This window comes from Spirochaetota bacterium (assembly GCA_004297825.1).
Classification (GTDB): domain Bacteria; phylum Spirochaetota; class UBA4802; order UBA4802; family UBA5368; genus FW300-bin19.
In genome coordinates this window covers 30,301-55,703 of record SCSX01000043.1, presented here as the reverse complement: position 1 = coordinate 55,703, position 25,403 = coordinate 30,301, and the positions used below count along the sequence as shown (strand labels likewise).

The following is a 25,403-nucleotide window of genomic DNA, read 5'->3' as shown; positions in this document are numbered from 1 at the left end:
CCTTTTAATATCAGCCGGGTATTATCGAGCTGTTCGGCCCAGGCCCGGGAGCGGATTCAAGCCGAATAGTATGCACTGTCTGAATTGGCAAGCAATTTTAGTGCGGCGTGTGCCACTCAGGATCGGGGACAGCGCGCGCTATTCTCAGGATTTTGCATTTCGGAAGATCGGCCGCCGGGATACAGGCTTCAGGGCACCATGTATTGTTTTAATCTTGCATATAATTCCGGAAGATGGAACGATACTGCAATGGCTGCGTCCACGAATCGATCTTTGCGCCGCTTAGCAGGGCCATTATCGATCGATTAAGGCGGAAATCCCTCGATTACCGGATGATGGAATGGTGCGACTTATCACGGGCGTTCTAATACTTACAACATTGTATATCGGCGCCGCAGGCGCATACGCCGTTGAACCGGCTTCGGGAACGGAAAGCCCGGAGGATTTCCGCGGCCTGGTCCTGCGCATTCCCCTCGTCGATGTCCCGTTCAATTACGCGGACGGATATTCTTTTCCCTCGATGAACCAGTCGCTCTATCTGTCAAAGGACGCGGCGCAGGCGGCCCATTCGGCGCTTTCCAGCATGCTTCTGCCTCAGGGCCGGTGGACCGAATTCTTCGGGCTCGCGGTATTCGATTTTTTATTCTTCACTCTGCCCGGCGGAAGCGCGTGGGTGCACGAGGAATGGCATCGCGCCGTAATGACGAACCGCGGGATCGCGAGCTTCGACGACGTGTATAAATTCGACCTGTTCGCGGAATCCATCGCGGTGAGCCATGTGCGGGACGCGGACCTCGTCCGGCTCAAGGACCGGCACCCGGCCGAATTCGTGCGCTTGTCCGCGGCGGGCAACGAGGCGGAAATCGAGCTTGCCACGCTCATGCGGCGCGACAGCTTTTTCGAGGGACGCCGGCTGGGCCTTGACAGCCTTTACTGGTGGTTCAGCCTCATCAACTCATGGTATTACGTGTACATGTGCGGGACCCCGGACGCGACCAGGTTCACGGACCAGATGAACCGTGAGGACGGGACGGACGTGGCACGGCGTGACTTCACCGGGCTCGATTTCACCGCCTGGGTGTACGACCTGTTCCGGCCGGACGAGCCCTACGCCGCGCGCGGAACCCACCCGTCGGGCGTCGGGATCGACCGCTACATAAAATATTCCGATCTTACCGGCGACGAGCGGCGCTACCTGCGGCTTCAGGGAAAACTCGCGCTCATCAATTTCATCTCGCCCCAGCTCCTGGGCGTCGATTATTTCGGGTCCGAGAGCCCCTTTGGCGGCGATCGTTTCTTCTGGAATTTCGCCGCGGTGCACCATCTCACGCCCTTCGGCTACACGATCGACGCAAACCTGTTTCTCATGCGGCGGGCCGAGAAGCTTCACATAACGGCGCACGCGTACGCGAACCGCCGCGGCGCGATGCCGGGCCTCCACGCCGCGCTGGTGCGCCGGCCCGTTGCGCTCTTCGGGAATCGTGCCTACCTGAACGCGACCCTGGGTGCCTGGATTCAGCCGGAGGACCAGATGTTTCGCGGAAACCGGAACCGGCCCGGCGGGGAGTTCATCGCAGGCGTCGACGTGCCCGTCGCGGAGAGGTTGGAGCTCTATATGGAATGCGGTGCGAAGAGCGAAGGCTGGGTCGCGGGAAATGTAAGCCTTGAGCGCGATCTCCAGATGCGCGCGGGGGTAAGCGTTATCCTTTAGGGGTGCGGCTTCTTCGCGCGCTTGAAGTATTCCTCGAACAGCTCCTTGTCGATCTGGAGCAGGCGCGCGCGTATCTCCCTCATGTTGTCGAAATCGTAGTGCTGGAACTCGTAATAATCCAGCATCCAGAGGTACTTGGTAATGAGGCGCGGCGTGATATTGGTGCCGCGCACCTTTTCGGGCCCCAGCCCCTGGAAATTTTTTTCCAGGCTGTATATCTCCCGCTTGATGGTCTCCACCTGCTGGCTGTTGAGCTGGCGCTTCACGTAGAACACGTCCTCGGTATGCCCGTAGACGGGTATCCATTCGCGCGGGTCGATCGCGTCGGGACGCCGCTCCGCCACGATGAGCGTGAGGTCCGTGATCGGCGTGCATTTCAATAAGACCATGTCGATTTCCGAAGGGTTGAGAAAGAATGCCTCGCGGAAAAGCAGGAGGGACTTCGGGATCTCCTGCGCGTGGAAGTACGCCTCCCCGAGAATGGCGAGGAGCTTCGCGCTCGAACGGTACGAGCTCCTCGCGTATTCGAGCGTCTCTATCGTATGCTTGTATTCGCCCAGGGTGAGAAAACAAAGCCCCAGGTTCATGAGGAGATCGAAGTTGTCCGCGGTGCTCTCCTGTCCCTGGAACGCGGCCTTGTAATTTTCGGAGGCGGAAAAAAACACGTGGCGCATCGCCGCCCGGTACGCGTTCGTATCGGCGATCCCCTTTTCCGCCGCGTATTTCTTGAAGACCTCCCACTGGGTCATGAGGAAATCCGCGGTGTGCTTTCCCTTCTCGAGGCGGCGCACCTCGCCCGCGCGGTTCGCCCAGAACTTGGCCGTGCGGTACGCCTCGGCCAGTCCGGGGTACTCCGGGTTCTGGCCCATGAGCGAATCGATCCTGTTCACCGCGGCGGCGAACTCGCCCTGCTCGATGAGCTCGTATGCCTCGTTGATGCCGAGCAACAGCGGGTCGTCGGAAAAGGTGAGCTGACCGTTCTTGTCCATGGTCTAAAGCTCGATCCTCCGGTCGGGGTCGAGGTGGTGGCTGTTCTGGGTGAAGACGATCACCTGCCGGGTGCGGGCCGCGTGGCGAAGGATCGATTTCAATTTCTCCGCGCGCATGTCGTCCATGAACACGAACGGGTCGTCCGCGATGACCGGAAGGGCGAGCCCGGACTCGACCATCATGTCGGAAAGGCCGAGCTTCACCGAAAGGGCGAGGATATAGACCAGGGGGGCCGATAAACCCTCGGGTTCGACGCCGCTCGTGATGAGCCGGCGCACCTGATCCCGGTCGACCGCGGTGATGTACTGGTTGCCGGTGATATGGTTGAACTTGTCGAGCGTGGAGTCCACCAGCGCGTGCAGCCTCTCATCCTCCCTCTTCGCGATCACCTCGACGAATAATCCAAGGATGTAGCGCATCGCGTCGCCGTGCGCGCAAAGCTTCCGGTGCTTGTGCTGGAGCCTTTCCTTTTCCGCCGATGCCGCCCCCCGCTCCGCCGAGAAGTCGCCGCTCACCACGCTTTCCTCCTCCAGTTGCGTGCGCTGCCGGATGAGCGCGTCGCGCCGCCCGGTCTCCGCGGCGAGCTCGCGCTCCGTTACCGCAAGCAACTCGCTTATCGCATCCTCCGACGCGGCCGCCGGGTCGGGCACCCCTGCGAAACGGAGCGATTCATGAAGATCGGCCTTGGCGCCCGCGCGCCTGGATTCGAGGCCCGCCGCGTGTCCCTGCCGCTCCGCGCGCCACGCGTCGTCCCGGAGACCCTCACGGAGCTTGAAGAGGTCGAGCTGCTTTTCGGTGTAGTCGCCGTATTCTTCGAAGTATTGAAGCAGGATTTCGTATATCGACTCCAGCCTGTGGTCTTCCAGTACGATTTCGTTCTCGCGCAGGATAACCACGAGCCTCCCTTCAATCGATGATTTTCTCTGCCACAGGCCGTCCAGCGATGAGCGCCGGAAGGCGAGCATGAAGCGTGCGTAGAGGTAGCCGATAAAAGCGAGCGGAACGCCCAGCAGTACGGCCGTCAGGTAGCCTCGGACCCCGGCCGGAAGCGCGACGAAATTTCCCCTGAGGACCAGATAGGCGAGCGTGAGGGCGGAAAACACCGTGACACCCGCGTACAGGTGGGTCCGCCAGGCGCGTCCCGACCTGTCCATGTGAAACTTGTCGAGGGCGACGTGTACGTCCCGGATCTCCCTGTACGTCTCCTGGAGTTTTTTCAAATTCTGCCGCTTGGTGTCGGAAAAATCGCGGAACTGGGGGAACCGCGACCTGATCTCGAATTCGAGCTGTTCGATCTGCAGGCGCCGCGTTTCCTGTTCGCCCAGCTCCCCGGCGCACGAGCGCAATTCGGACTCCAGGAGGGTAAGCTGCTCCATGTCCGCGAGGGATTTTTCCAGCAGCTCCTTCCTGTGCTCCAGATCCCTCGTGGTCCGCTCGGACGAGGCGAGGTCCTCGTCGAGAATACTTCTTTCCCTGGCGAGCTTGCCCCCCTTGGACTGCTGCATGTCGAGTATCTGTATCTTCTTATCCGCGTCCTTGATGAGCATTTCGTGCCGGAGGATCTCGTTCATGAGAGGATTATGGACCTTCTTATCCATGTCCTCCGTCCCGAAATGGTCGACGATCTGCCGGTAGAGGGCGTAGAAACGCGACGCGTCGTCCAGGAACAGCGGTTTCAGATTCTCGTACCGGGGGGCCCCGTTCTGCATCGCGTCGGTGGGCGAGGGTATGAAGCACGCCGCCATATAGTCCGCGCATCCGACCCGCAGGTAGATTTCGTATAACGCCCTGTCGGCGTCCCCGGAGCCCAGTCCTTCGAGCACGCGGTCGGATACCGTTCCCGCGGCATCGTCGCAGGGAAGTCCGTGGTAAAGCGCGGTCTCCGCGCCCCCCGAGCGCCTGGTTATCTGGTAGAGCTTGTCGCTGTTGCGCGTGTACCGGTAGCTCGCGTCCCGGCTCTCCGCGTCAAGCTCGAGATAGAGATCGCTCCATGCCTGGTTTTTCAATACCTCCCCGCCGCGGGGACAACCCCAGATCGTTTCCACCAGCGCGCGCGAGACAAGGCTTTTCCCGGAGCCGTTGCGTCCGTAAATCACGGACAATCCCTCCGGCAGGTCGACCAGCCTGTTGCCGAACATGCCCGGCTTGGACACCATGAAGCGCGCTATCCTCACAGCCAGTCCTCCGGGGTATAGCGTGCGGTGAGGGCGATATCATGGAGGGTGCCGGCAAGCGTTTCGGAATCGACCGGTTCGGGGACCCCGCCGGCCGATACGCGCTCGCCCAGGAGGCGGAAAAACTCGCCGCGCAGCGATTTTTCGCCGGCATAGCCCTCTATTATCGTCCGGAGGCCGGGCACCGTTTCGTCGCGGATGATCAGGCGATGGTAGGCGCGGGAAAGCTTTTCCATTACGCGCCGATCCAGCTCGTAATCCCGCCGTCCCGTAAGGGTGCAGGTAAGAATGGTCCGCGGCGAAATCCCCTGGGCCAGCCGGGAGAGTATTTCGTCGGGTTTCACCGCGGCGCAGTCGAAGCTGATCGACTCGAGCCGTATCGAGTTAACCGCGAGGCGTTTGATCTGATATATCTCGTCGTTCTGTACCGAGATGGAAAGGACGAATCGATCTCCCGTTTCGTCCTCGCTGGTTGCCTCGGGACTCCCCGCGCAGGCGCCGATAATCCTGTTCCGGTACTTAAAGAGCTTGAAGAAGTGGAGGTGCCCCAATGCGTAGAAATCGAGACCCATGGCGCGGATATCGCTTTTCTTTAAAATGGGCGCACTGCCGGAATCGCCGTCCTCCCTGAGCCGGAAATCCGCGTGGAAGAGGCCCGCGTGGAAGCCCGGCTCATGGGTGCGCCGGAGGGACCGGATGAGATCGCCCCTCCCGGCGGGCGCGCCGTAGATCCAGATCGTCTGCCCTTCGCGCGAGACCGTGAAGCAGGAGTCGCTGCCCGACCCCGAAAAAAGGTGGCTCACGCCAAGCGTGGAAAGAAATTCCGCGGGTCCGCCCGATTCCCCGCATTCACGCTCCCCGGGTGAAAGAACTATCTCCACCCCGCGGGCGCGCAGCTCGGCGAATTCGGTGCGCGCCATTTCGAACGTGATATCGGATACCAGGGCGCCGTCGAAGAGGTCGCCCGCCACGAGCAGCGCGTCGTGCTCGCGCGCGAGCCCGCAAATTTTCCTGAACGTGCTCTGGCGCGCGGATTCGGGCACGGGTGAATGCTCGTCGCCCATTCCAAGGTGAAGGTCGGATGTCAGTAATATCCTAAACATTGTGTGTACCGGTAGAGAAGGTGATCCCCAGGCGCGCCGAAATTTTCTCTACATGCTCCCGAGTTTTTCTTGAAATGTCCATACTAATTTTATAGGGTGGGGCAATAATTGCACCCGATACGGGAGCACGCGGCGCACCCACCTCACGGCGCGTCCCTCACTCCGCCGCGGAGGGGGGCGCCTCTCTACAGTATCGGCATTCCGCGCGGCGGGCGTGATCCATAATTGGAAGATACGGCGGCATGGGAAAGATACTGGTAGTCGACGACAATCCATCCATCCTGAAATATGTCGAGGACATACTGGAGGGCTCGGATCGCGAGATCACCTCGTGCGGGGACGGCATATCCGCGCGTGATGCGTTCAGGGCGTCCAATTTCGACCTCGTAATATCGGACCTCGCCATGCCGGGAATCGACGGTTTCGAGCTTATCACCGAGATTCGTGCGATGGACCCGGACGTGCCCATCATCATCATCACCGGGGTGGGGGGCGTCGACGAGGCGGTGATGGCGATCAAGAAAGGCGCGAGCGATTTCGTGATCAAGCCGTTCCAGCACCAGGAGTTCCGCGTCAAGGTCGAAAAAAATCTCGAGTACTACAACCTCAAGAAGGAGGTCGAGCGGCTCAAGCGCGAATGCGGGGACAGGGACGGCCAGGCGATCGTCGTGGGGTCGAGCCAGATCATGAAGCGCCTGGTGTCGAATATACGGCAGGTGGCCCGCTCCAACGCGTCCATCGTGATCTACGGCGAGAGCGGCACCGGGAAGGAGCTCATCGCGAAGTCCATACACCGCGAGAGCGACCGGCGCGATCGCCCCTTCCTCCCGATCGACTGCAGCGCGCTCACCGAGACCATAATCGAATCGGAGCTCTTTGGCCACGTGAAGGGGGCCTTCACCGGCGCCGACCGCGCGAAGAAGGGATTGCTTGAGGAGGCCGACGGCGGGACGGTGTTCCTGGACGAAATAGGCAACCTCAACTGGCAGACGCAGAGCAAGCTCCTGCGCTTCCTCCAGGAGCGCGAGGTGAAGCCGGTGGGATCCAGCAAGGTGACCAAGGTAAACGTCAGGATTATCAGCGCCACCAACGCGAACCTGAGAAAAGAAATCGAAACGGGAAAATTCCGCGAGGACCTGTTCTACCGCCTCTCCGGGATCGAGCTGAACGTGCCGCCGCTGCGCGACCGGCTGGAGGACCTGCCCTATCTCGCGGAGCACTTCATCCGCAAGTACGCGCGCGACCTGGGGAAGGAGACAGCCTTCATAGACGGGGAAGCGATTGAAATTCTAATGAAGCGGGCATGGAACGGCAACGTGCGCGAACTCGAACACCTTATCGAGCACGCCATCGTGGTCGAGACGCACGAGCGCGTGACCGCGGCCACGATACTGCGCATCCTGCCCGAGCGCGCCGAGAATGTCGCGGGCAACGGTTCCCCTTCCATTGACGCGCCCCGGACCGACCTCGGGGAGGTCGTTGCCTCGTTTGAAAAGGGCCACATCCTGAAAGTGATCGACCTGGCCGGAAATAACCGCGCGCGCGCCGCCCGGATGCTGGGCATCAGCAGGAGCGTGCTCTACGAGAAGCTGAAGAAACACGGGATCGAGTGAATCGGTGCCTGGGCCTAATACTTAAAGTATCCCCCCCCCCCACGCAGTCCTCGAAATACGGTCTCTACATGTTGTCCGCAAGTTGTCGGCGTGTTAAATGCCATTTTTCCGCACCCCTTTTTCTCCTTCAAAATGCTTTTCTCTTTTTACGAAAACCCTATATTTAACTTGACAAATGTTAGCATATTTGCTAACTTCATATAATGAAACGAGAGATTCAACTGTATACAACTAATGATGGGAAATGCCCAATGAAAGAATTTCTCGATTCTTTACCAAGAAAGGTATTCCAAAAAGTTACGTGGGTTCTACAATTGCTTGTTGAACTCGAGAAAATTCCATCTACATACTTTAAAAAAATTGTTAATTCAGATAATATATGGGAATGTCGGATAGATTTTAGCTCAAATACATATCGCATCTTTTGCTTTTTTAAAAACGGATCAATAATAATTCTCACACATGGAATTATGAAGAAATCTCAAAAAACGCCACAAAGCGAAATTATGAAAGCTGAAGAATACAAGAAAGATTTTTTACGGAGGAACAAATGATAAAATTCAGCGACTACTTGGAAACCAGGCTTAAATCTGACACAAAGTTGGCAAATAAGTTCTGGGATGGATATGACAAATTTAAAATAGGGGTTATTTTAAAAGAGGCGCGTATTCAGGCAGGCCTATCCCAGGAGGAAGTTGCTAAGAAAATCCATACAACTAAAAGCGTTATATCTAGAATAGAAAATCATGCCGAAGATATAAGACTTTCGACATTGGATAAATTCGCAAAGGCTTTAAATAAAAGCATTCAAATATCTATTTTCTGATTTGGGCGGAAAAACGGCATATAACACGGCGTCATGTGTTTCGTCGTTGCGCTCCTCGGCCTCCGAGCCCAATATCAGAAGATGGGCGTTACGGCACATTTTCACCTCCGCTACGCCGCGGTGAAAACGTCGCATACGCCGGGCATGGTAAAGGCATATTGGTTGCCGGCGGATCGAACCGTCCAACGGGACGGTCGTATTTACATGATTAATTTTACATATTCAATGAATTATAGTTGACTCCGCCCGTCATTTTCCGATAACCTTCCCGCATCCACGCCATTGCATTACAGAGCTTACTCATTCCTGCTACAAAAAAAAACCGTGGAGGATGCTCTATGCTTAGCAAGATAGTTGTACGCACGTCGCACAGCGGCGGAATGCGCAAAACGGGTACCTGCCGAAGGAATACCCCCTCCCGTTCGTCCTGTCTTCTGAGATTTCTATTAATCGTTCCCGTCATTTTTGTCTTTATCCTTAACGTTTCCTGTTTTGGCGGTGGCGGCGGCAAGGATTCCGGCGATCCCGACCCCGGAAGCAGCTATACCCTGACCTTCAATGTTACTTATACCGATGCCGGGACGTATACAAGCGGGGACACGATATACGTAGAGCTCTACAAAAACCCAGCGGATATTGGCAACGTTGAAGCGGGCTCCTTCCAGGGGAAAAGAACGATTTCCTCCGTGAATGGAACGGTGAGCTTTGATCTGGCGGGCGGCACCTATTATGCCCTGCTGTATCTCGATAAGGACTCCGGGGGCTCTCTCTCGGAAGATGACTTTTATGTGATTTATAACAACCAGACCATAGAAGGAACGCCAACGGCCATAAACCTTTCCGAATCGAAAAGCATCGATATAAGCTTCAATAATGCCAATTCATATACCGAACCAGCATCAGGTCCGCTTAGTTTTAACCTTGCCTACACGGGAGCGCACTACGCAGCGGGTGATGATATTGTCGTAGAGGTCTATGACAACCCGGCAGATCTTGGCGACATTGGTGCGGATTCGTGGTGGGGTCTGGGACGGATAAGCGCCGCGACCGGGACGTGGAGCATCGATCTGCCTCCCGGAACCTATTATGCCATAACCTATCTTACGAAAAACGAGAATGAGTTTTTCGATTATGGCGATTATTACGAGATTTACGATAACAAGAACCTCGCGGGAGCGCCCACCGCGATACACCACTCCGGATCGACCGCCATCACCATAAGCCTCGATGATACCAACTGCTACACCGATCCATATAAATATCTCACGGTTAACTATGCGTATACGGGCACCCACTATACGTCCGGCGCATCAATCGATCTGGATGTTTATACCTCATCAATGACTTTAGTGGATAGCGACTACGCACAGGCAGCCTCGGGGAGCTTTCTTATGCGCGTGGATCCGGGGACCTATTATATCGTCGTATACCTGGACCTTGACAATAACTGGGAAATCGGCACGGGCGATTACTACGAGCTCTATGACGGCGTGAGCAAGACCGGTACGCCCACGGCCATTGATTTGAGTACTTCATCGCAAGAGGTTACTGTCAGCTTTGGGGACGCGTACCAGTGGTGAGCAGCCGGACATGGGGAACAGAAGCGCCGTAAGGCATAAAAACAGCTATTTCGCGGGGGAAAAAGATATGACGGGGAAACTAAACTCTGTAGCGCGCCTTTTTTGCCGGGGCATGCTTCTTTGCATGGCCGTATTTATGGCGGCCCCTTTGCTCGCCCAGACGGTGACGCCGGGCGGCACCTTTTCCCATTCATTGGATATTGAACTCCCGCCCGGGACCGCCGGCCTCATGCCGAAACTTTCCCTCGTGTACGATTCGGGAAATTCCGTAAACGGCAGGCTTGGCCTGGGATTCGACCTGCAAGGAATATCCTATATAACCCGTGATAATTCGCATCCCCTGCGCTACGACGGTACCGACCACTATACCACCGAATCGGATCGGCTGGTATGCGTGAATTCCGGCGAACGGGAATATCATACCGAGAACGAGAGCTTCGTTAAGTTTATAGAAAGCACCACAAGGACCGGTGACGGGCCCGAATCGTGGACGGCCTATTCGCCCGACGGAATGCTCCTCTTTTATGGAACGACCGGGGATTCGCGCATTGAGGCGCTCGACCAGGACGGCTCGGTGCGTGTGTGGGCCCTGTCGCGGGTGGAGGACGCCCACGGCAACTACTATACGATCGAGTACGACGAGCGGGACGGCGAATGGTACCCTACAAGGATCGTGTATACGCGCGGCGACGATATCTCCGAGTACCGCGTGATCGAGTTCTCCTACGAGGGGCGAAGCGATACGGTCATCAAGTACGATTTTGGCACCCGCGTGGAGACGCTGCTCCGGCTTCGCGAAATCTCCATCCACACCGGCGTCACGGAAATCTTTTCCCTGCAGACCGGCGGCGACCTGGTCCATCGCTATGAGATAGAATACGCGCCGGTAACGGAAAGCCGCGTGGAGCGGATTCGCGAATTCGACGCAAACAATGAAGAGCAGCCGTCAACCACGCTGGATTGGGAGGGCGACGATACGCTCGCGTATGACGGATACTACGAAACTATTGCACATTCGCTGGTGAACGGAAGAAAGCTCGTCACCGCGGATTTTGACGGCGACGGCGTGACCGACGCGATGAGTTATAGTGAAAACACGTATTCCTCCGGCGGAGATCCTGAAACGAGCACCTACTGGACGAGATTTGAAGGCTTTCGCTGGCATATCAACGATATGCCGGTATTTGGCTCCCTTCACTTTAATCACTACTCAAACGGTACAATCGCCCAAAATATGGGAGACGATGGAGTAATTGAAACCGGCGATTGGAATGCGGACGGCAGAACCGATCTCCTTTGGTATAATACCGCGACGGGCCAGAACGTCTGGTTTATCAATCAGGGTATATCGGGATCCACGCTGGTATTTACAGTCGTGGATGACCTCGTTTCCAGAAATATCGTCCACAAAAATGGCGGAGCCGTTATCCAGGGGGATTGGAACGGTGACGGACTCACGGATATTATGTGGTTCAATAGAGGGTCCGGCTCCAACTACTGGTATCTCAATAAATGGAACGGGACTTCTCTCGTTTTTGCCCAGATCAATCCCCTTGATCCCATATCCCGCGAGGCAATCAATGACGACGGCGTGTTGTATGCCGGGGATTGGAACGGCGACGGCCTCACCGATGTCATGTGGATTCAGAATTGGAGCGGAAAGAACCGTTGGTACATCAACCGGGGGTTGGCTCCCGCATCGAACGGCATATCCTTTGATTCTTCGCCGAATCCCATTTCGGGCGGCATTATCGATGATGGCGGATTTTATATTGTCGACTGGAACGGCGACGGCCTCACCGACGCCGTATGGTATGGAAAAGTAAATCATACTTATTATACAAGGTGGTTTGTCAATAAAGGAATGCATTCATCGGGTATTTCTTTCGACTTTTATTCCGGGCCAAACGGAGGCGCCGTAATTCCAGATCCCGCCATTGATGACCCGGTAGGGGCGCACTTCTTTTTTGCCGACTACAACGGCGACGGGCGCGGGGACGCACTCTGGTATAACAATTGCACCGGCGATATGTCGTATTGCGGCGCCAACCGCTTCTTCACGGTTGACAGGACCTCCGGCGGACATTTGTACGCGGGCCGCCGCCTTGTTAACGGCGCGGACCCGATCGATCATGAGGCGATTGACGAGCACGGTGGCCTTCGCTTTGGCGACTGGAACGGCGATGGGATTTTGGATCTCATGTGGTTCAACAGTGATGATAAAGGGAAAAACCGCTGGTATGTCAATTCCATAAAGAGGCCGCGGATACGTGAGGTGCATACCGATAGCGGGGCGGTATTCAAGGTCGAGTACAAATCGTCGGTGGAAATCGCGGCTGCACCCTACGCGTCGCAAAAACAGTATCCGTACGCCCCCAACCCCGCCCCCCGGATGCTCGTCTCCAGGACGACCACCGGCGACGGCAGGGGCGCGGAGTACACGAAGTCGTACCAGTACGGCCAGGCGTTCGTGAAGCTGGGACCGCCTTACGCGCGCACGGACCTGGGGTTCTCATGGGTCCGGGAAAACGACGAGGGCGCAGGCACCTACACGGTGAGCGAGTACGAGCAGGACGACGCGGCGCTGGCCGGCGCCGTGAAAAAATCGGTGACCTGTCTTGCAAACGGCACGCCGTTACGCGAACACACCTATTCATATTCACATCTCAATTCCGTAGAAACGCGCTTTAACGGCGTCGCATGCGTGCGGCCCTCGGGCGAGCGGGAGATGGCCTATGAAGGGGGAGCGCCGCTTTTCACAAGCGAAAAAAGCTTTGAATATAACGAGTACGGCGCGATAACAAAAAGCGTCGAAAGCGACGGCACGGCAACGATTGTGGCCGATTATACCTATGACATAGACGAGTCCGCGTGGCTTCTCAGCCGCCCCAGGGAGGTGAAAAAGACCTCCAATGGCATAATTCTCGTATGGGACCGATACACCTATGCGGGGACGCTTATCACACGGAAAGAGCGCTATCTGAATGAAGCGACCTGGGTGGTGACCTCATACGAATACGACGGACACGGAAACCCCATCATTATCACCGATCCGCTTGGCGTCGCCACACATATTGGATATGACGAAACGTATAAATGCTTCCCCGTCGTGATCACGAACGCGGCAGGGCATACCTTAAAGCGCGAATACGACGCGAGGTTCGGAAAGATCGCGTGGGAAGAGGACGCGAACGGCAATCGTACGAGCAATGAATATGACGGATTGGGCCGTCCCTTGAAATTAATTGAACCGGGCGATTCCTGGACGCGTTCATGGGTGTACCATGAGATGGGAAATCCTGCCGCTCAATATGCCGAAGAGCGGGTGAAAGATGACGCATCCCCCCTGGGATACCGTGCGGCGGAGACCTATGTTGACGGGCTTGGCCGTGAATATAGAAAAGTGACCGTATTTGCCGGTGACAGCGCCGCCGACCGCTATAAGCAGACAGTCGAAAAGGAGTACGACGCCGCGGGCCGGGTAAGCCGCGAAAGCGTTCCTTATATAACAGGCTGCGATACCCCGCGATATACCGTGTATCAGTATGACGCCCAGGGCCGTGTAATGCGCAAGACCCATCCGCAGGGGAACGGCTACATATTCGAGACCTTCGCCTATGAGGCGGCGAACGGCCGGCTCAAGGTAACCCGTAGTGACGTAGTGGGCAATGCCCACGTTACCGAGTTCGACGCGGCCGGAAACATGCGGCGCCGAGAGGACCCGCTCGGGGCATTTATCAACTATGACTATGACCCGCTCCGAAAGCTGGTCCGGACGACCGACGCGAAGGGGAACGTGACGGCGATTACCTACGACGCGCTGGGCCGGAAGACCTCGATAAAGGACCCCAATACGGGATTATGGACCTATTCTTATGACAATGCCGGAAGGCTCGTCGTCCAGACGGACGCGAGGGAAGTCGCGCTCGCGAGGACCTACGACGCGCTGGGACGGGTCACGCGTGAGAATTCATCCGACGGAACCATAGATACGCACTTCTCCTATGACGATACCGCGAAGACGAACGCGAAGGGAAGACTCACCGGCGTCACCGACGAAACCGGGGACACGACCTTTGCGTACAATGCCAAAGGGCAGCCCTCCGCGACGGTGAAGACCATTGATGGCATGGACTTCGCCTTTGGGATGGAATACGACAGCCAAAAGCGCCTTACCAAACTCACCTACCCGGACGGAAAAGCGGTCGAGCGGCGCTATTCCAGTCATGGCTTCCTCAAAGAGGTCCTTCATGAGGGCGAATCAATAGTACAATATGGAAGGGCCGAGGGTGAAACCTCAAACTGGTGCACGTCGCGCGTGGTGAAGCGCCGCACCGGCAACGGCGTCGAGACCGCGATACACTATAACGAGGAGACGCTGCGCCCGACCTCCATTACCTCTTCGAGAGTGGATTCCTCGAACCAGAACATAATCCTGGAGCAGGTGAACTATTCGTATGACAACGCGGGCAATATCACCGCCCTGGAGGACGTGCAAACGCCCGCCAATACGGAACGCTACGACTATGACGCGCTGGGAAGGCTCACGAGGGCGCAAGGCGCGTACGGCGACCGGAGCTACGCTTACGACACGCAGGGCAACCTCACGCAAAAGGACGGCTACACGCAGGGGTATTCCGATCCGCTGCACCCGCACGCCCTCACGAGCGATGGGCGCGGGAATACCTATGCCTACGACGCGAACGGCAATATGACTACCCGCAAACGGCGGACCCTCGCATACGACGCGAAAAACCGGCTTGGCTCGGTGGGGGTGGGCGCGGTAAAACTCAGGGAATATACCTACGATTACAGCGGCTTCCGCGTGAAGAAATGGAACGTGGACGGAAGCACCCTGTATAATATAAACGGCCTCTATGAGGTTGCGAAGGCGCTCTTCACCAACAAGGAGATGAAGTACGTGTACGGCATGGAGGGCGATCTCGCGGCCCAGGTCCCGTCACGGGGCGGACAGGGGGCGCGGATAGGCTTGTTCGGCATTAAAAAGAACATGTATAACTGGCAAAGTCCGGAAGGGCTTGCCCTCAAACTGTACGCAACCACCCGTTCCCTATTGGTGGAGGACTCGCGGAACTATCACGCGATGATGCAGATACTGCTCGCGCTCACGCTCATGGGATGCGGCGGGCTCTTCGTCTATACAGTCGGCTTCCGCAAAAAGCCCTTCGAGATCGCCTTTCCGCAGCTCGCGCACGGGGTACCCATCGTGCTCGCGCTTTTCATCGTCACCTTTGGCCTTACCGGTTGTGAAATCCTCATTCCCGGCGGCAATCCCGACACGGAAATAAACTATTTCCATCCCAACCACCTGGGCTCGGTGAAGATGGTCACCAACAGCGGCGGCGAGGTCATCGCGAATTACAAATACGCGCCCTACGGCGAATTGTTAACCGCATATTCCAGCGGCACCGATGTCTCAAAGTACAAGTACACGGGCCAGGAGGAGGACGAGGAGACCGGGCTGTACTATTATAAGGCGAGGTTCTATGACCCGGCGGTGGGGAGGTTTGTGAGCGCGGATACTATAATGCCGGACGCGAAAGACACCCAGGCTTTCAGCCGTTACGCGTATGTCAAAAACAATCCGATGATTAACGCGGATCCGACAGGGCATTTATTTGTTTTGTTTCATGCGATGGTAACACTAATTGCCTACCCTGTCATTGCGCCTGCCTTGATAGCGAAGAGTATCGCAAATATAATAAAACATCCAATGGACTGGAAAGCATGGACGAGTCTGGTAATAGACATGCAGCCGGGAATGCTTGCTCATTTATCAATGTGGCCTGATATTTATGATTATTTTAGTAGAAACAAAGACCAAACAAAGCACGCTACATTAAAAGAACATGAATCCAAAGAAAATGGAGACAAGGATTTTTGGAATTGGTGGGAAGATCAGGAATTCGATTTCTATAAAATCCACGCTGCACAGGACAGGGCCACGTCTTCTCACTACCATAAGAAATATAGAGGAATGACCAGTGCTCATATGTTGGGAGATATATCACCCTTATCAATACTCTATGCGTCAATAAACACAATACGGGTAGGATATGGGATGAAACCCCTTGGTTACTCGCATTATGAGAAACAATTTCCGCCGACATTGATTGCGCTCGTTGCCATACCTGTTATATTCGTAAATAATAATCGTGTGGAGGATTGGATGAATGAAGAAAAACACGACCTGGACCTAGCGTTAATGATAAGTGTGGTAAATGATTGAAGGAGTCGTGAGTACCGTGAAAAGGACAATGATTGTCTTCCAATTATTATACAGTATCATATGCGGAAGTGTGCTAGTTTATGGAATTGAGAATGAGACTAATTTCACGGAAAAGAAGATAGAGAATAAATCGTTTTCAAATATTAAGCTCCCGCCTCACAGAACAAGTGTAACTTGGAGTGCATTTGATCAAATTATCGACAGTGCATATGATGATGGATATTTACCCAAAGTTTATGACATATTTCTCGCAAATCATTTAAGCTTCTCATACGATTATTTATGGGAAAAAATCTTTCTAGGATGCGGTTTAAATATTATGGGGGGATCGAAATGGCTTAATGATACTAGTCCAGACTATATTGGCAATACTCAGATTTCTTCAAAGGGATTTAATGTTTTTTATGCGACTGCAAACGCGGGCTTTCAAGCAATGCCGAAAAATAAACATTATGGGATTCAGCTTTATATTAATCTTGGATATGGTGTATTTTTTGAACGTCACTGGTACCAGACCGCGGAACAGGATCCAATTACATTACAGTTGAGGTGGAGCGGGGAAGAGGAAGGAGACATCAGGTGGGGCAATGGTTTTGTACTTGGCACCGGCATTTGTTTACCCTTTAGATTCTGGGAGGCGAATCTATTTATTGCCCCTTACGCGGAGATCGTGCGGTTGCCGGAGATGAAGTACTTTGCGACCAAAGGGTCCAGTCACCCCATCGTATTCTCCACCGGGCTCAAGATCGATTATTTTTTCAACAGTGAAGGATTGCTGGAGTCGTGGATTGGGCCGTAAAATAGCATAAATAGGGTCACTATCATGCGCAAACACGCGGGCATGGGTATTCCCGGCATGAAACCGCGTGGATACTCATACTTTACGAAACAATACTTCCGCCGTTTTTGATTGGGAGGGCCTTTCGGAATCCTGGTTTGGGCCTTAGCTGCCATCGTTAAGATTATATCCGACATCGCAAAAATAAGCTCTTTGAAAAGCCTCAGTAATCTGCGCGAATAGACAATTCTCCACGGTTTTTTTGAGCATCAGCCGGGGACAAGCGCGACGTCCCCTTGCGACGCTGTTCAAGCGGGCGGCTCGCCACGGTCCCGCGTTTTTTGTGTTGACGCACGGGACACGCGCTATGATACACTGTGGCCAGCGTACTGGCTGGACCAGATCATTTTCCGAAAGCGAATGGTACTGTGAAATGGCGACCTACAAGATAGACGGTGCGAAATTTTCCTCGATCGAGGAGCTCAAGGAATCGCTGTGGCCCCTTTACGAGGGGAAGATGAGCCGCGAAGAATTCGAAAAGTACGTGAAGGACAACGCGCAGAAGGTCGAGTAGTCACTCCTCGCCGCACAGCAGTGTCACGGCCTCGCTGAATCCCGCGGGTCCGGCCTCCGCCGTCTTGATCACCTCGAAACCGCAATCGATATACGAGCCGTCGTGCCTGCGCACGAGCACGGGCATGGTCACCGCGCGCAGGAGCGGAACGTCGTTTTCGCTGTCGCCGATACCGCCGCTTTCCAGGGAATCCCATCCCCAGGTCCTCAAATAATACCCGATGACGCGCCGCACCGCCTCGCCCTTGTCCGCCCCCTTGCCGATCAGGTGGTAGAAGCGCCCGCCGCGCGTGACGACGAGCCCCAGGCGCGCGACCCGCGCGCTCGCCGATTCCAGGTCGATACGCGCCGCCGCGTCCGGGACGATGAAGGGCATCGAGGCACGCCGCATCTTCGCGAGGCGCACGCGTTCGGGGGTGAGCCCCGTACGCGCGGCAAGCTCCCCGTCGTCCAGGTCGCCTATGGGCGTGATCGCGAATCCCAGGGCCTCCTCCACGGCGGGAACCGCGGCGCGTATCTCTTCGAAGGGGATGCCGAGAATTTCCACGCTGAACTCCTCGTCACCCGAGGGTTCGACCCAGGCGATGCCGCCCCCGTTCTCGAAGATGAACGGGGAGTGAAGGGAAAGCTCCGCGTGCAGGGCCGCCATCTCGGGAAAGGTTTTGCTGGACACCATCACGAGCGGGATGCGGAGCGCGCGCACCAAATCGAGGCCCGGGAGCGCGCGCTCGTAGCTGTAGGTGGCATGATCCAGGAGCGTGCCGTCCAGGTCCGTGAAGATTATCTCCGCCGGCTTCTTCGTCATTGGGTTTCCTTTTTCTTTAAAAGGAACTCGACGCGGCGGTTTCGCCGCTGGTTTTCGGCGCTCGTGTTCGGCAGGAACGGGGCGGTTTCGCCCATGCCCCTGAACGTAAGCCGCTTCTTGTCGATCCCCTTGTCGACCAGGTAGTCCATCACCGATTTCGCACGGTCCTCGGAGAGACGGATATTGTATTCCTCTTCGCCGATATCGTCGGTGTGGCCCTCGACCAGGACGAAGTAGTTCTCGTACTTCTCGAGGATGTCGACGACCCTGTTCAGGATGGGGCGCGCGCCGGGGGTGAGCCCCGCGCTGTCGAAGGCGAACTCGATGTTGCTGATGCGGATCTTTAAGCCCCGCTCCGTGACCATCACCAGGACGTCCACCGGGAGCTTGAGCCGCGGGGCGCGGGCGCGGTTTCCGGCGAGGTCCACGGCCTCGAACTCGATGAAATAGTCGACGGCGGATTCCAGCACCTCGTTCTTCTCACTCAGGCCGTCCCACACAATCTCCCGGGCCGGGATGCCCTTCCCGCGAAACTGCTTGAAGGGCTCGTTCGCGGCCGAAAATATCGTTATGCGCCAGTCGTCGATGCCGGTCTCATCCTGGAGCCCGGGCCTGAGCACGAGGGTGTCGTTTTCCCCGTCGGCGTCGGGCGAGAAGGGGGAGGGGGAGAATTTGATCGAGATGTCGGGCGCGGTGCCGTCAAGGACGAGCTCCTTGGTGAACGACGCGGGCGCGTTCCCGCTCGCGAATCTGGTGCGCAGGCTGTAAAAATATTTCCCGTTCGCGAGTGGCGTGCCGCCCGCGTCCCTGCCGTCCCACGCGACAAGGTTCTCGAACGCCGCGCCGAAAAATTCCCTGAGGGGCTTGCCTTCTTTGTCCGCGATGATGACCCTCCAGTCATCGAGCCCTTCGGTTTTAGAAAGCGAAAGGAAGAACTTCATCTCCCGCTGCAGGGGAATGGAAAAGTACTCGAGGGAGGCGGTGATATCGGCGCTCTCGAAGGCCCGCGTGAGGGAGATGTTTTTGAGCGTCCGTTTCACGGCGTTGTCCGCCCCGTCCCGGGACTCGACCGCGAGCGTGTAAATGCCTTCCGGCGCATCGGCCCCCGCGTCGTCCTTGCCGTCCCATGAGAGCATGGCCGGTATCGCGTCTCCCTTCCAGGTGAAGCTTCGCACGGCGCGGCCGGATGCGTCCGCGAACACCGCATGCCACTCGTCGGCGGGCGCGGACGAGAATACCTGTTCCACGACGAGCTCGTCCTTCCGTCCGTCGCCGTTGGGCGAGAAGAGCAGGTCGGCGGCCTTCAGCTCGATCGCGGGGGCCGTGTTGTCCACGATGACCGATCCCGTGCGCGCCTTGGAGATATTGTCGAACTCGTCCCACACGATGAACGCATAATCGTAGCGGCCGTCCGGCACCGTGCGCCCCTTCGAGTCGGTGCCGTCCCAGAGTATCGATTCGGGGACGATCATGGATTCCTGCGTGCGGACGATGCGCCCGAGCAGCGCGAAGGGAGAGGCGCTCTCCTCCATGTCGCGGTCGGATATGCGATATTCGCGGACGAGCGCCCCGTCCTGGGCGGTTATCTGCAGCCGCCACCCCTTGATGGCGCTGCGGTCGCGCACCACGGTCGCGAAGCGCACGTAGTCCTTGCTGCCGTCGAAGTTGGGCGACATGTAGCGGTCGGACGCCGTGATTCCCGTCCTGGGGGGTTCGCGGTCGAGCTCCCCGAACTGCAGGGACAGTCCCACGTAATGCGCGAAGTCCGATTCGCGGTGATACGCCATCGCGTAATCGAGACTTATCGCGTACGCCTGCGACTCCAGGCGGTACCCGGCGCCCATCGTGAAGCTTCCATAGGACAATTCATTCGGGAGGGACATGCCCGTCCTGAGCGCCCAGTTCCCGAAAAGCAGCGCCTCCAGGCCGAACCTGAGCGCGCGATCCTGGACATTACCGAATATCCACATCTCGTTCATAAAGCTTATTGTAAGAATATCGTTCTTATAGAAGCCCATCCGGTAGCCCGCCCCGGCCGTGTTCAGGTCGGCCGTGTCGCCCAGCCCGCCCGGGTGCGGGCCCACCCTGCCCGATAACGCGAGCGCCGGATCGTAGATGCCGAATCCGCCGCCCGTGCGGTAGGGCACACCGTATACAAAACCAAGAGACGCCCCCGGGTATGTCCCGTTCCCGCCGGGACCGCGCATGGACACGCCGCTTACCGCCAATCCCGCCTGGAGATTGCGCGTGAGCCGCTTCGCGCCCCCCAGCGAAAATGAGTACGCCTTTTCGATGTCGGGCGAACCGGGAACGGATATTCCGGAGAACGCAAACCCGAACGACCCGTACGCGGTGGGATAGGCGGCGGCCAGCGCAGGGTAGACCATGTCGCCGTCCACGCCGCCGTATGCCGTCGAAAGGGCGAAACGCTCGGCCGCCGCGATAGACGCCGGATTTACAGAGAAGTACGAGAGGCCGGGGGAGGCGATGCCGGTAAGCCCCGCGCCCAGGGACGCCGGGGAGTTTCCCCCGAGGAGCAGGTCGCGGCCGCGCTCGTCGAATCCCCAGGCATGACCAAGCAGGGCCGGGATGAGAAGCGCCGCGCAGGCGGCGCGCGGAAGGATTTTCCGCATCCGGGGTATGGGGACCGATATTTTCATTATGGCAGATATGACTCCTTTTCTCACCTTGCAGGCCTCTCGCATGTCCTGAAAGGAATATCATCGTGTATCGGCGCGTCAAGATGTTTTACCTGGGCGCGGCGGCCTTCCGCGGGCGGCTAAAAAGGGTTGACCTTCGCGCGCGCAGGAATTCTACTTGGGGAAATGCCGGGCCGCGATGAATATTTAACTGTACAATCGGCCCCCGAGAAAAATATAAATAAATGACAACAAAATTTGTTTATTTGTCAAGCCGTGGTAAAGATTAATACCAGAGAGAGGGCGGATCGACAGCCTCGTCAACAAGGAGGAGCGCCGTGACGAGCGAGCACCTGCATCCCAAACTCGAGGAGCTCCGCAAGGACTTCCCTGAAAAATTTTTGCCGACTCAGGAAATATTCAAGCGTGTCCACAGGGGAAACAGGATATTCATAGGGACCGCCTGCGCCGAACCGCAGTTCCTGGTACAGTCGCTCGTCAATTACGCGGAGTCCTACCCCAAGGCGTTTTTCGACGCCGAGGTCATCCAGGTGTGGACCCTGGGCGTCGCGCCCTACACCGACCAGAAATTCAAATCTAACTTCCGGCACAACTCGTTTTTCGTGGGGGACAATACCCGCAAGGCGGTAAACGAGGGCTTCGCCGATTATACCCCCATCTTCCTCTCGCAGGTTCCCGGGCTTCTTCACCGGCACCTGGTCGAGATCGATGTGGCGCTCATCCAGACCTCCCTGCCCGACGATCACGGCTACCTTTCCCTGGGGATAAGCGTGGACATCGTGAAGGCCGCGGTAGAGAACGCGAAGCTGGTAATCGTCCAGGTGAACGAGGCAATGCCCCGCGTGCACGGCGACGGCTTTCTCCACGTGAAGGACATCGACTTCCTTGTGCCGCATAACGAGCCTCTGCTCGAGTTCAACGTCGAGGTGCCCGACGAGATCGCGCAGAGCATAGGGACGCACGTGGCGAAGATCGTCCAGGACGGGGACACCATCCAGGTGGGGTACGGCAGCATACCCAATGCGGTGATCGCCAATTTGAAGGAGAAGCGCCACCTTGGGGTGCATACTGAGCTCCTCACCGACGGCATCGTTGACCTGATTCGCTGCGGGGCCGTGGACTGCACGAAAAAGAATTTAGACCGGGGGAAGGTGGTCACCGCCTTCTGCATGGGGAAGCGGTCCACCTACGAGTTCCTGCACGACAATCCAAGCATCGAATTCCGTTCGATAGAATACACCAACGACCCGCTCACCATCGCGCGCATGCGCAACCTCACGGCCATTAACGCCGCCCTCCAGATCGACCTCACCGGGCAGGCGACCTCCGAATCGATCGGGCCCGTGTTTTACAGCGGGATCGGCGGGCACGCGGACTTCATGCGCGGCGCGGTGCTCGCGCCGGGCGGCAAGACCATTCTCACCATCCGGTCCACCTCCAACGACGGGCAGTTCTCGCGTATCGTCCCCTTCCTCTCGGAGGGCGCCGGCGTTACGCTGGGGCGCGGGGACATCCATTACGTGGTGACCGAATACGGCATCGCCTACATGCACGGGAAGAACATTCGCGAACGGGCGATCAACCTCATCTCGATCGCGCACCCGAAGTTCCGCCCCTGGCTCATCGAGGAGGCGAAGCGGGTGGGGCTCATCTACAAGGACCAGGCCTTCATCCCCGGCAAGAAGGGCGAGTACCCGGAGATTTTCGAGACCTACCGGACCACGCGCACCGGCGTCAAGATATTGCTCCGGCCCGTGAAGATGAGCGACGAGCCCATCCTCAAGGATTTCTTCTATTCGCTCTCCGACCGCAGCACCTATCGGCGCTTTATTTCCACGCGGCAGGACATGACCCACGAGCGCCTGCAGGATTTCGTGATCATCGATTACACCCGCGAGATGGTGATACTCGCCATCGTGGAGCATTTACAGAAGGAGATCGTGGTGGGCGTGGCCCAGTACGGGAAGCAGGAGCACTCGCACTCCGCGGAGGTCGCGATCGTGGTCTCGGACGAGTACCAGAACAAGGGGATCGGTACGGAGCTCCTGTCCTACGTCACCTACCTCGCCCGGAAAGAGGGTCTGCTGGGTTTCACCGCCGAGGTGCTCATGGAAAACAGGCCCATGCTCCACCTCTTCGAAAAGATGGGGTTCATCATAGAAAGGCACAGCTCGGCGGGCGTGTACGAGTTGAAGCTCCAGTTCAGGGGAGAGGCGTCATGAAACGGGAATCGAAGATCCGGTCTCTTTTCGAACCAAAGTCGATCGCGGTGATCGGCGCATCGGCCAAACCGGGGAAGATTGGATTCAGCGTGGTGCGCAACATCGTGGAGGGCGGGTTCCGCGGAAAAGTATATCCCGTCAACCCGCAGGGCGGCGAGATATTCGGGCGCGCCGTATCGAAGAGCGTCGCGGCGATCGGCGAGCCGGTGGACGTCGCCTCCATTATTGTGCCGGCCAAGCTCACCTTCGACGCCGTCCGGGACTGCGCCGACAACGGGGTGAAAAACATCCAGATCATCACCTCGGGCTTCTCGGAGATAGGCGAGGTCGAGCTCGAGCGTAAAATCGTGGATTACGCGAAATCGCGCGGGGCCCGCATACTCGGCCCCAATATATTCGGGGTATATTCCGCGACATCGCATTTCAATTCCACGTTCTCGGCGTCGTCCATCACGCCCGGGCACGTCGCGATCCTCACGCAGAGCGGCGCGCTGGGAATCGCCATGATCGGGAAGACCGCGGTCGAGAACATGGGACTTTCGACCATCGTGTCGATCGGCAACAAGGCCGATATCGACGAGGCCGACTGCCTCGAGTACGTGATGGAACAGGAAGAGACGCGCGCCATTCTCATGTACATCGAGGGGGTGAAGGACGGGGAGCGACTCATCGAGAAGGTGCGCGAGGCGACCTGGAAAAAGCCCATCGTGGTCGTGAAGTCCGGCCGCTCGAAACGGGGGGCGCTGGCGGCGGCCTCGCACACGGGCTCGCTCGCCGGGTCCGACGAGATTTTCGACGCGATCATGCGCCAGTGCGGCGTGCTCCGGGCGGAGTCCCTGCAGGAGGCGTTCGACTGGTGCAAGTTCCTCGCGGGTGCGCCCGCGCCCAAAGACCTGAGCGGGGTGATCGTGACCAACGGCGGCGGGGTAGGGGTGCTCGCCACCGACGCGTGCGAGAAATTCGGCGTGGAGCTTTACGACGATCAGGCGGTGCTCAAGGAGGTCTTTGGTCCCGCGACGCCGGATTTCGGCTCCACGAAAAATCCGGTGGACATTACCGGGGGCGCGAATTCCGGGTCGTACGACCTCGCGCTCTCGGCGCCGGCCGCACACCCGGCCATGCACTGCACCATGGCGCTCTACTGCGAGACCGCCACGTTCGATTCGGAAAACCTCGCGCCCATGATCCGGGAGACCTATCGGAAACACATGGAGGCGGGCAAGCCCGTCGTCTACGCGATCGTGGGGGGCGCCCCGGTCGAGAACGCGATCACGAAGCTGCGCAGGGAGAACGTGCCGGTGTACGGCGACACCTACAGCGCCATCTCCTGCATGGGCGCGCTGCATCGCTACCACCGGTACAACCGCGAGCGTGACGACGCGATCGATACCGCCGATATCGACGCCGCCGCCATCAATGCGGTTATCGACGCGGCGCTCGCGGACGGGCGGGGCTTCCTGCTCGCCAACGAGGGACAGTCCGTGATGCGCGCGGCGGGTATCATCATTCCCGGCGCGGCTATCGTGAAGGGCATCGAGGACGCGGTCGCACAGGCGAAGAAAATAGGGTATCCCGTCGTCATGAAGGTGGTCTCGCGCGATATCCTGCATAAAAGCGACGCGGGCGGCGTCGCGCTCGATATCGAAAACGACGAAGAGGTGATCGACGCCTACCAGGCCATTATCAGGAATTCACGCGCCTACAAGCCCGACGCCGTCATAGACGGAATAGAGATCTGCGAAATGGTCGAAAAAGGCACGGAGCTCATCGTGGGCGCGCGGCGCGACGTGCAGATGGGGCCCATCGTCATGTGCGGGCTGGGCGGCATTTACGTCGAGGTGATGAAGGACGTGGCGTTCCGGGCGGCCTCCCTCTCGCGCGGCGAGGCGCTCAAGATGCTCTCGGAGGTGCGCTCGTACGCGCTCCTGCTGGGGGTCCGCGGCGAAGACCAGAAGGACATAGAATCCGTGGTCGATACGATAATCAAGGCGGCGACCATCATACGAAAGGTGCCGCGCATTACGGATATCGAGATCAACCCGGTGGTCGTGTACGAGAAGGGACGGGGACTCAAGGCCGTGGACGTGCGCATACTGATACGCAGGGAAATGTGAGAGC

At 57.6% G+C, this 25,403-nt stretch carries 15 protein-coding genes; 10 read left to right on the top strand and 5 right to left on the bottom strand.

The genetic code is table 11. The features are described 5' to 3' along the window. The first annotated feature begins 340 nt into the window (after positions 1-340). The gene (locus EPN93_09275; GenBank protein ID TAL35980.1) at positions 341-1,711 is read left to right on the top strand and encodes a hypothetical protein; all 1,371 of its coding nucleotides are present in this window, start codon (positions 341-343) and stop codon (positions 1,709-1,711) included. Here EPN93_09275 and EPN93_09270 read toward each other — a convergent pair. The 3 genes from EPN93_09270 to EPN93_09260 are packed head-to-tail and all read right to left on the bottom strand — an operon-like array spanning position 1,708 to position 5,978. Beyond that, positions 1,708-2,700 (bottom strand): hypothetical protein, encoded by a 993-nt coding sequence (locus EPN93_09270; protein TAL35979.1) that lies wholly within the window; start codon positions 2,698-2,700, stop codon positions 1,708-1,710. The genes EPN93_09275 and EPN93_09270 overlap by 4 nt on opposite strands. 3 nt (positions 2,701-2,703) lie before the next feature. Then, positions 2,704-4,875, bottom strand: coding sequence for a hypothetical protein (locus EPN93_09265; protein TAL35978.1), 2,172 nt, complete (start codon positions 4,873-4,875; stop codon positions 2,704-2,706). After that, positions 4,872-5,978 carry a hypothetical protein gene (locus tag EPN93_09260; GenBank protein TAL35977.1) on the bottom strand — a complete coding sequence of 369 codons (1,107 nt, stop codon included), beginning with the start codon at positions 5,976-5,978 and terminating at the stop codon, positions 4,872-4,874. Before EPN93_09260 ends, EPN93_09265 begins: the two co-directional genes overlap by 4 nt. Positions 5,979-6,220: 242 nt before the next feature. Here EPN93_09260 and EPN93_09255 point away from each other — a divergent pair, with 242 nt between their 5' ends. From EPN93_09255 to EPN93_09225, 7 genes are all read left to right on the top strand, one after another. Then, a complete protein-coding gene (locus EPN93_09255; protein TAL35976.1) occupies positions 6,221-7,591 on the top strand; it encodes a sigma-54-dependent Fis family transcriptional regulator in 1,371 nt (456 codons plus the stop codon). Between the two features lie 203 nt (positions 7,592-7,794). Further along, positions 7,795-8,145 (top strand): type II toxin-antitoxin system RelE/ParE family toxin, encoded by a 351-nt coding sequence (locus EPN93_09250; protein ID TAL35975.1) that lies wholly within the window; start codon positions 7,795-7,797, stop codon positions 8,143-8,145. Beyond that, positions 8,142-8,417, top strand: a complete 276-nt coding sequence (locus EPN93_09245; protein ID TAL35974.1) for an XRE family transcriptional regulator — start codon at positions 8,142-8,144, stop codon at positions 8,415-8,417. Before EPN93_09250 ends, EPN93_09245 begins: the two co-directional genes overlap by 4 nt. Before the next feature lie 338 nt (positions 8,418-8,755). Further along, a complete protein-coding gene (locus EPN93_09240) occupies positions 8,756-9,997 on the top strand; it encodes a hypothetical protein (protein ID TAL35973.1) in 1,242 nt (413 codons plus the stop codon). A 10-nt stretch (positions 9,998-10,007) separates the two neighbouring features. Continuing rightward, positions 10,008-16,247, top strand: a complete 6,240-nt coding sequence (locus EPN93_09235) for a hypothetical protein (GenBank protein ID TAL35972.1) — start codon at positions 10,008-10,010, stop codon at positions 16,245-16,247. Between the two features lie 16 nt (positions 16,248-16,263). Next, complete coding sequence (locus tag EPN93_09230; GenBank protein ID TAL35971.1) at positions 16,264-17,046, top strand: hypothetical protein; 783 nt, start codon at positions 16,264-16,266, stop codon at positions 17,044-17,046. Between the two features lie 346 nt (positions 17,047-17,392). Next, a complete protein-coding gene (locus EPN93_09225) occupies positions 17,393-17,599 on the top strand; it encodes a hypothetical protein (protein ID TAL35970.1) in 207 nt (68 codons plus the stop codon). Here EPN93_09225 and EPN93_09220 read toward each other — a convergent pair whose 3' ends face one another. Both EPN93_09220 and EPN93_09215 read right to left on the bottom strand, forming a co-directional pair. Further along, positions 17,600-18,403: an HAD-IIB family hydrolase gene (locus tag EPN93_09220; protein ID TAL35969.1), complete on the bottom strand. Its 804-nt coding sequence runs from the start codon at positions 18,401-18,403 to the stop codon at positions 17,600-17,602. Further along, positions 18,400-21,108, bottom strand: a complete 2,709-nt coding sequence (locus EPN93_09215) for a hypothetical protein (protein TAL35968.1) — start codon at positions 21,106-21,108, stop codon at positions 18,400-18,402. The genes EPN93_09220 and EPN93_09215 overlap by 4 nt, the downstream gene beginning before the upstream one ends. A 272-nt stretch (positions 21,109-21,380) precedes the next feature. Here EPN93_09215 and EPN93_09210 point away from each other — a divergent pair, with 272 nt between their 5' ends. Together EPN93_09210 and EPN93_09205 are read left to right on the top strand one after the other, a co-directional pair. Beyond that, positions 21,381-23,285, top strand: a complete 1,905-nt coding sequence (locus tag EPN93_09210; protein TAL35967.1) for a GNAT family N-acetyltransferase — start codon at positions 21,381-21,383, stop codon at positions 23,283-23,285. Then, positions 23,282-25,399, top strand: a complete 2,118-nt coding sequence (locus EPN93_09205) for a CoA-binding protein (GenBank protein ID TAL35966.1) — start codon at positions 23,282-23,284, stop codon at positions 25,397-25,399. Before EPN93_09210 ends, EPN93_09205 begins: the two co-directional genes overlap by 4 nt. Positions 25,400-25,403 lie beyond the last annotated feature (4 nt).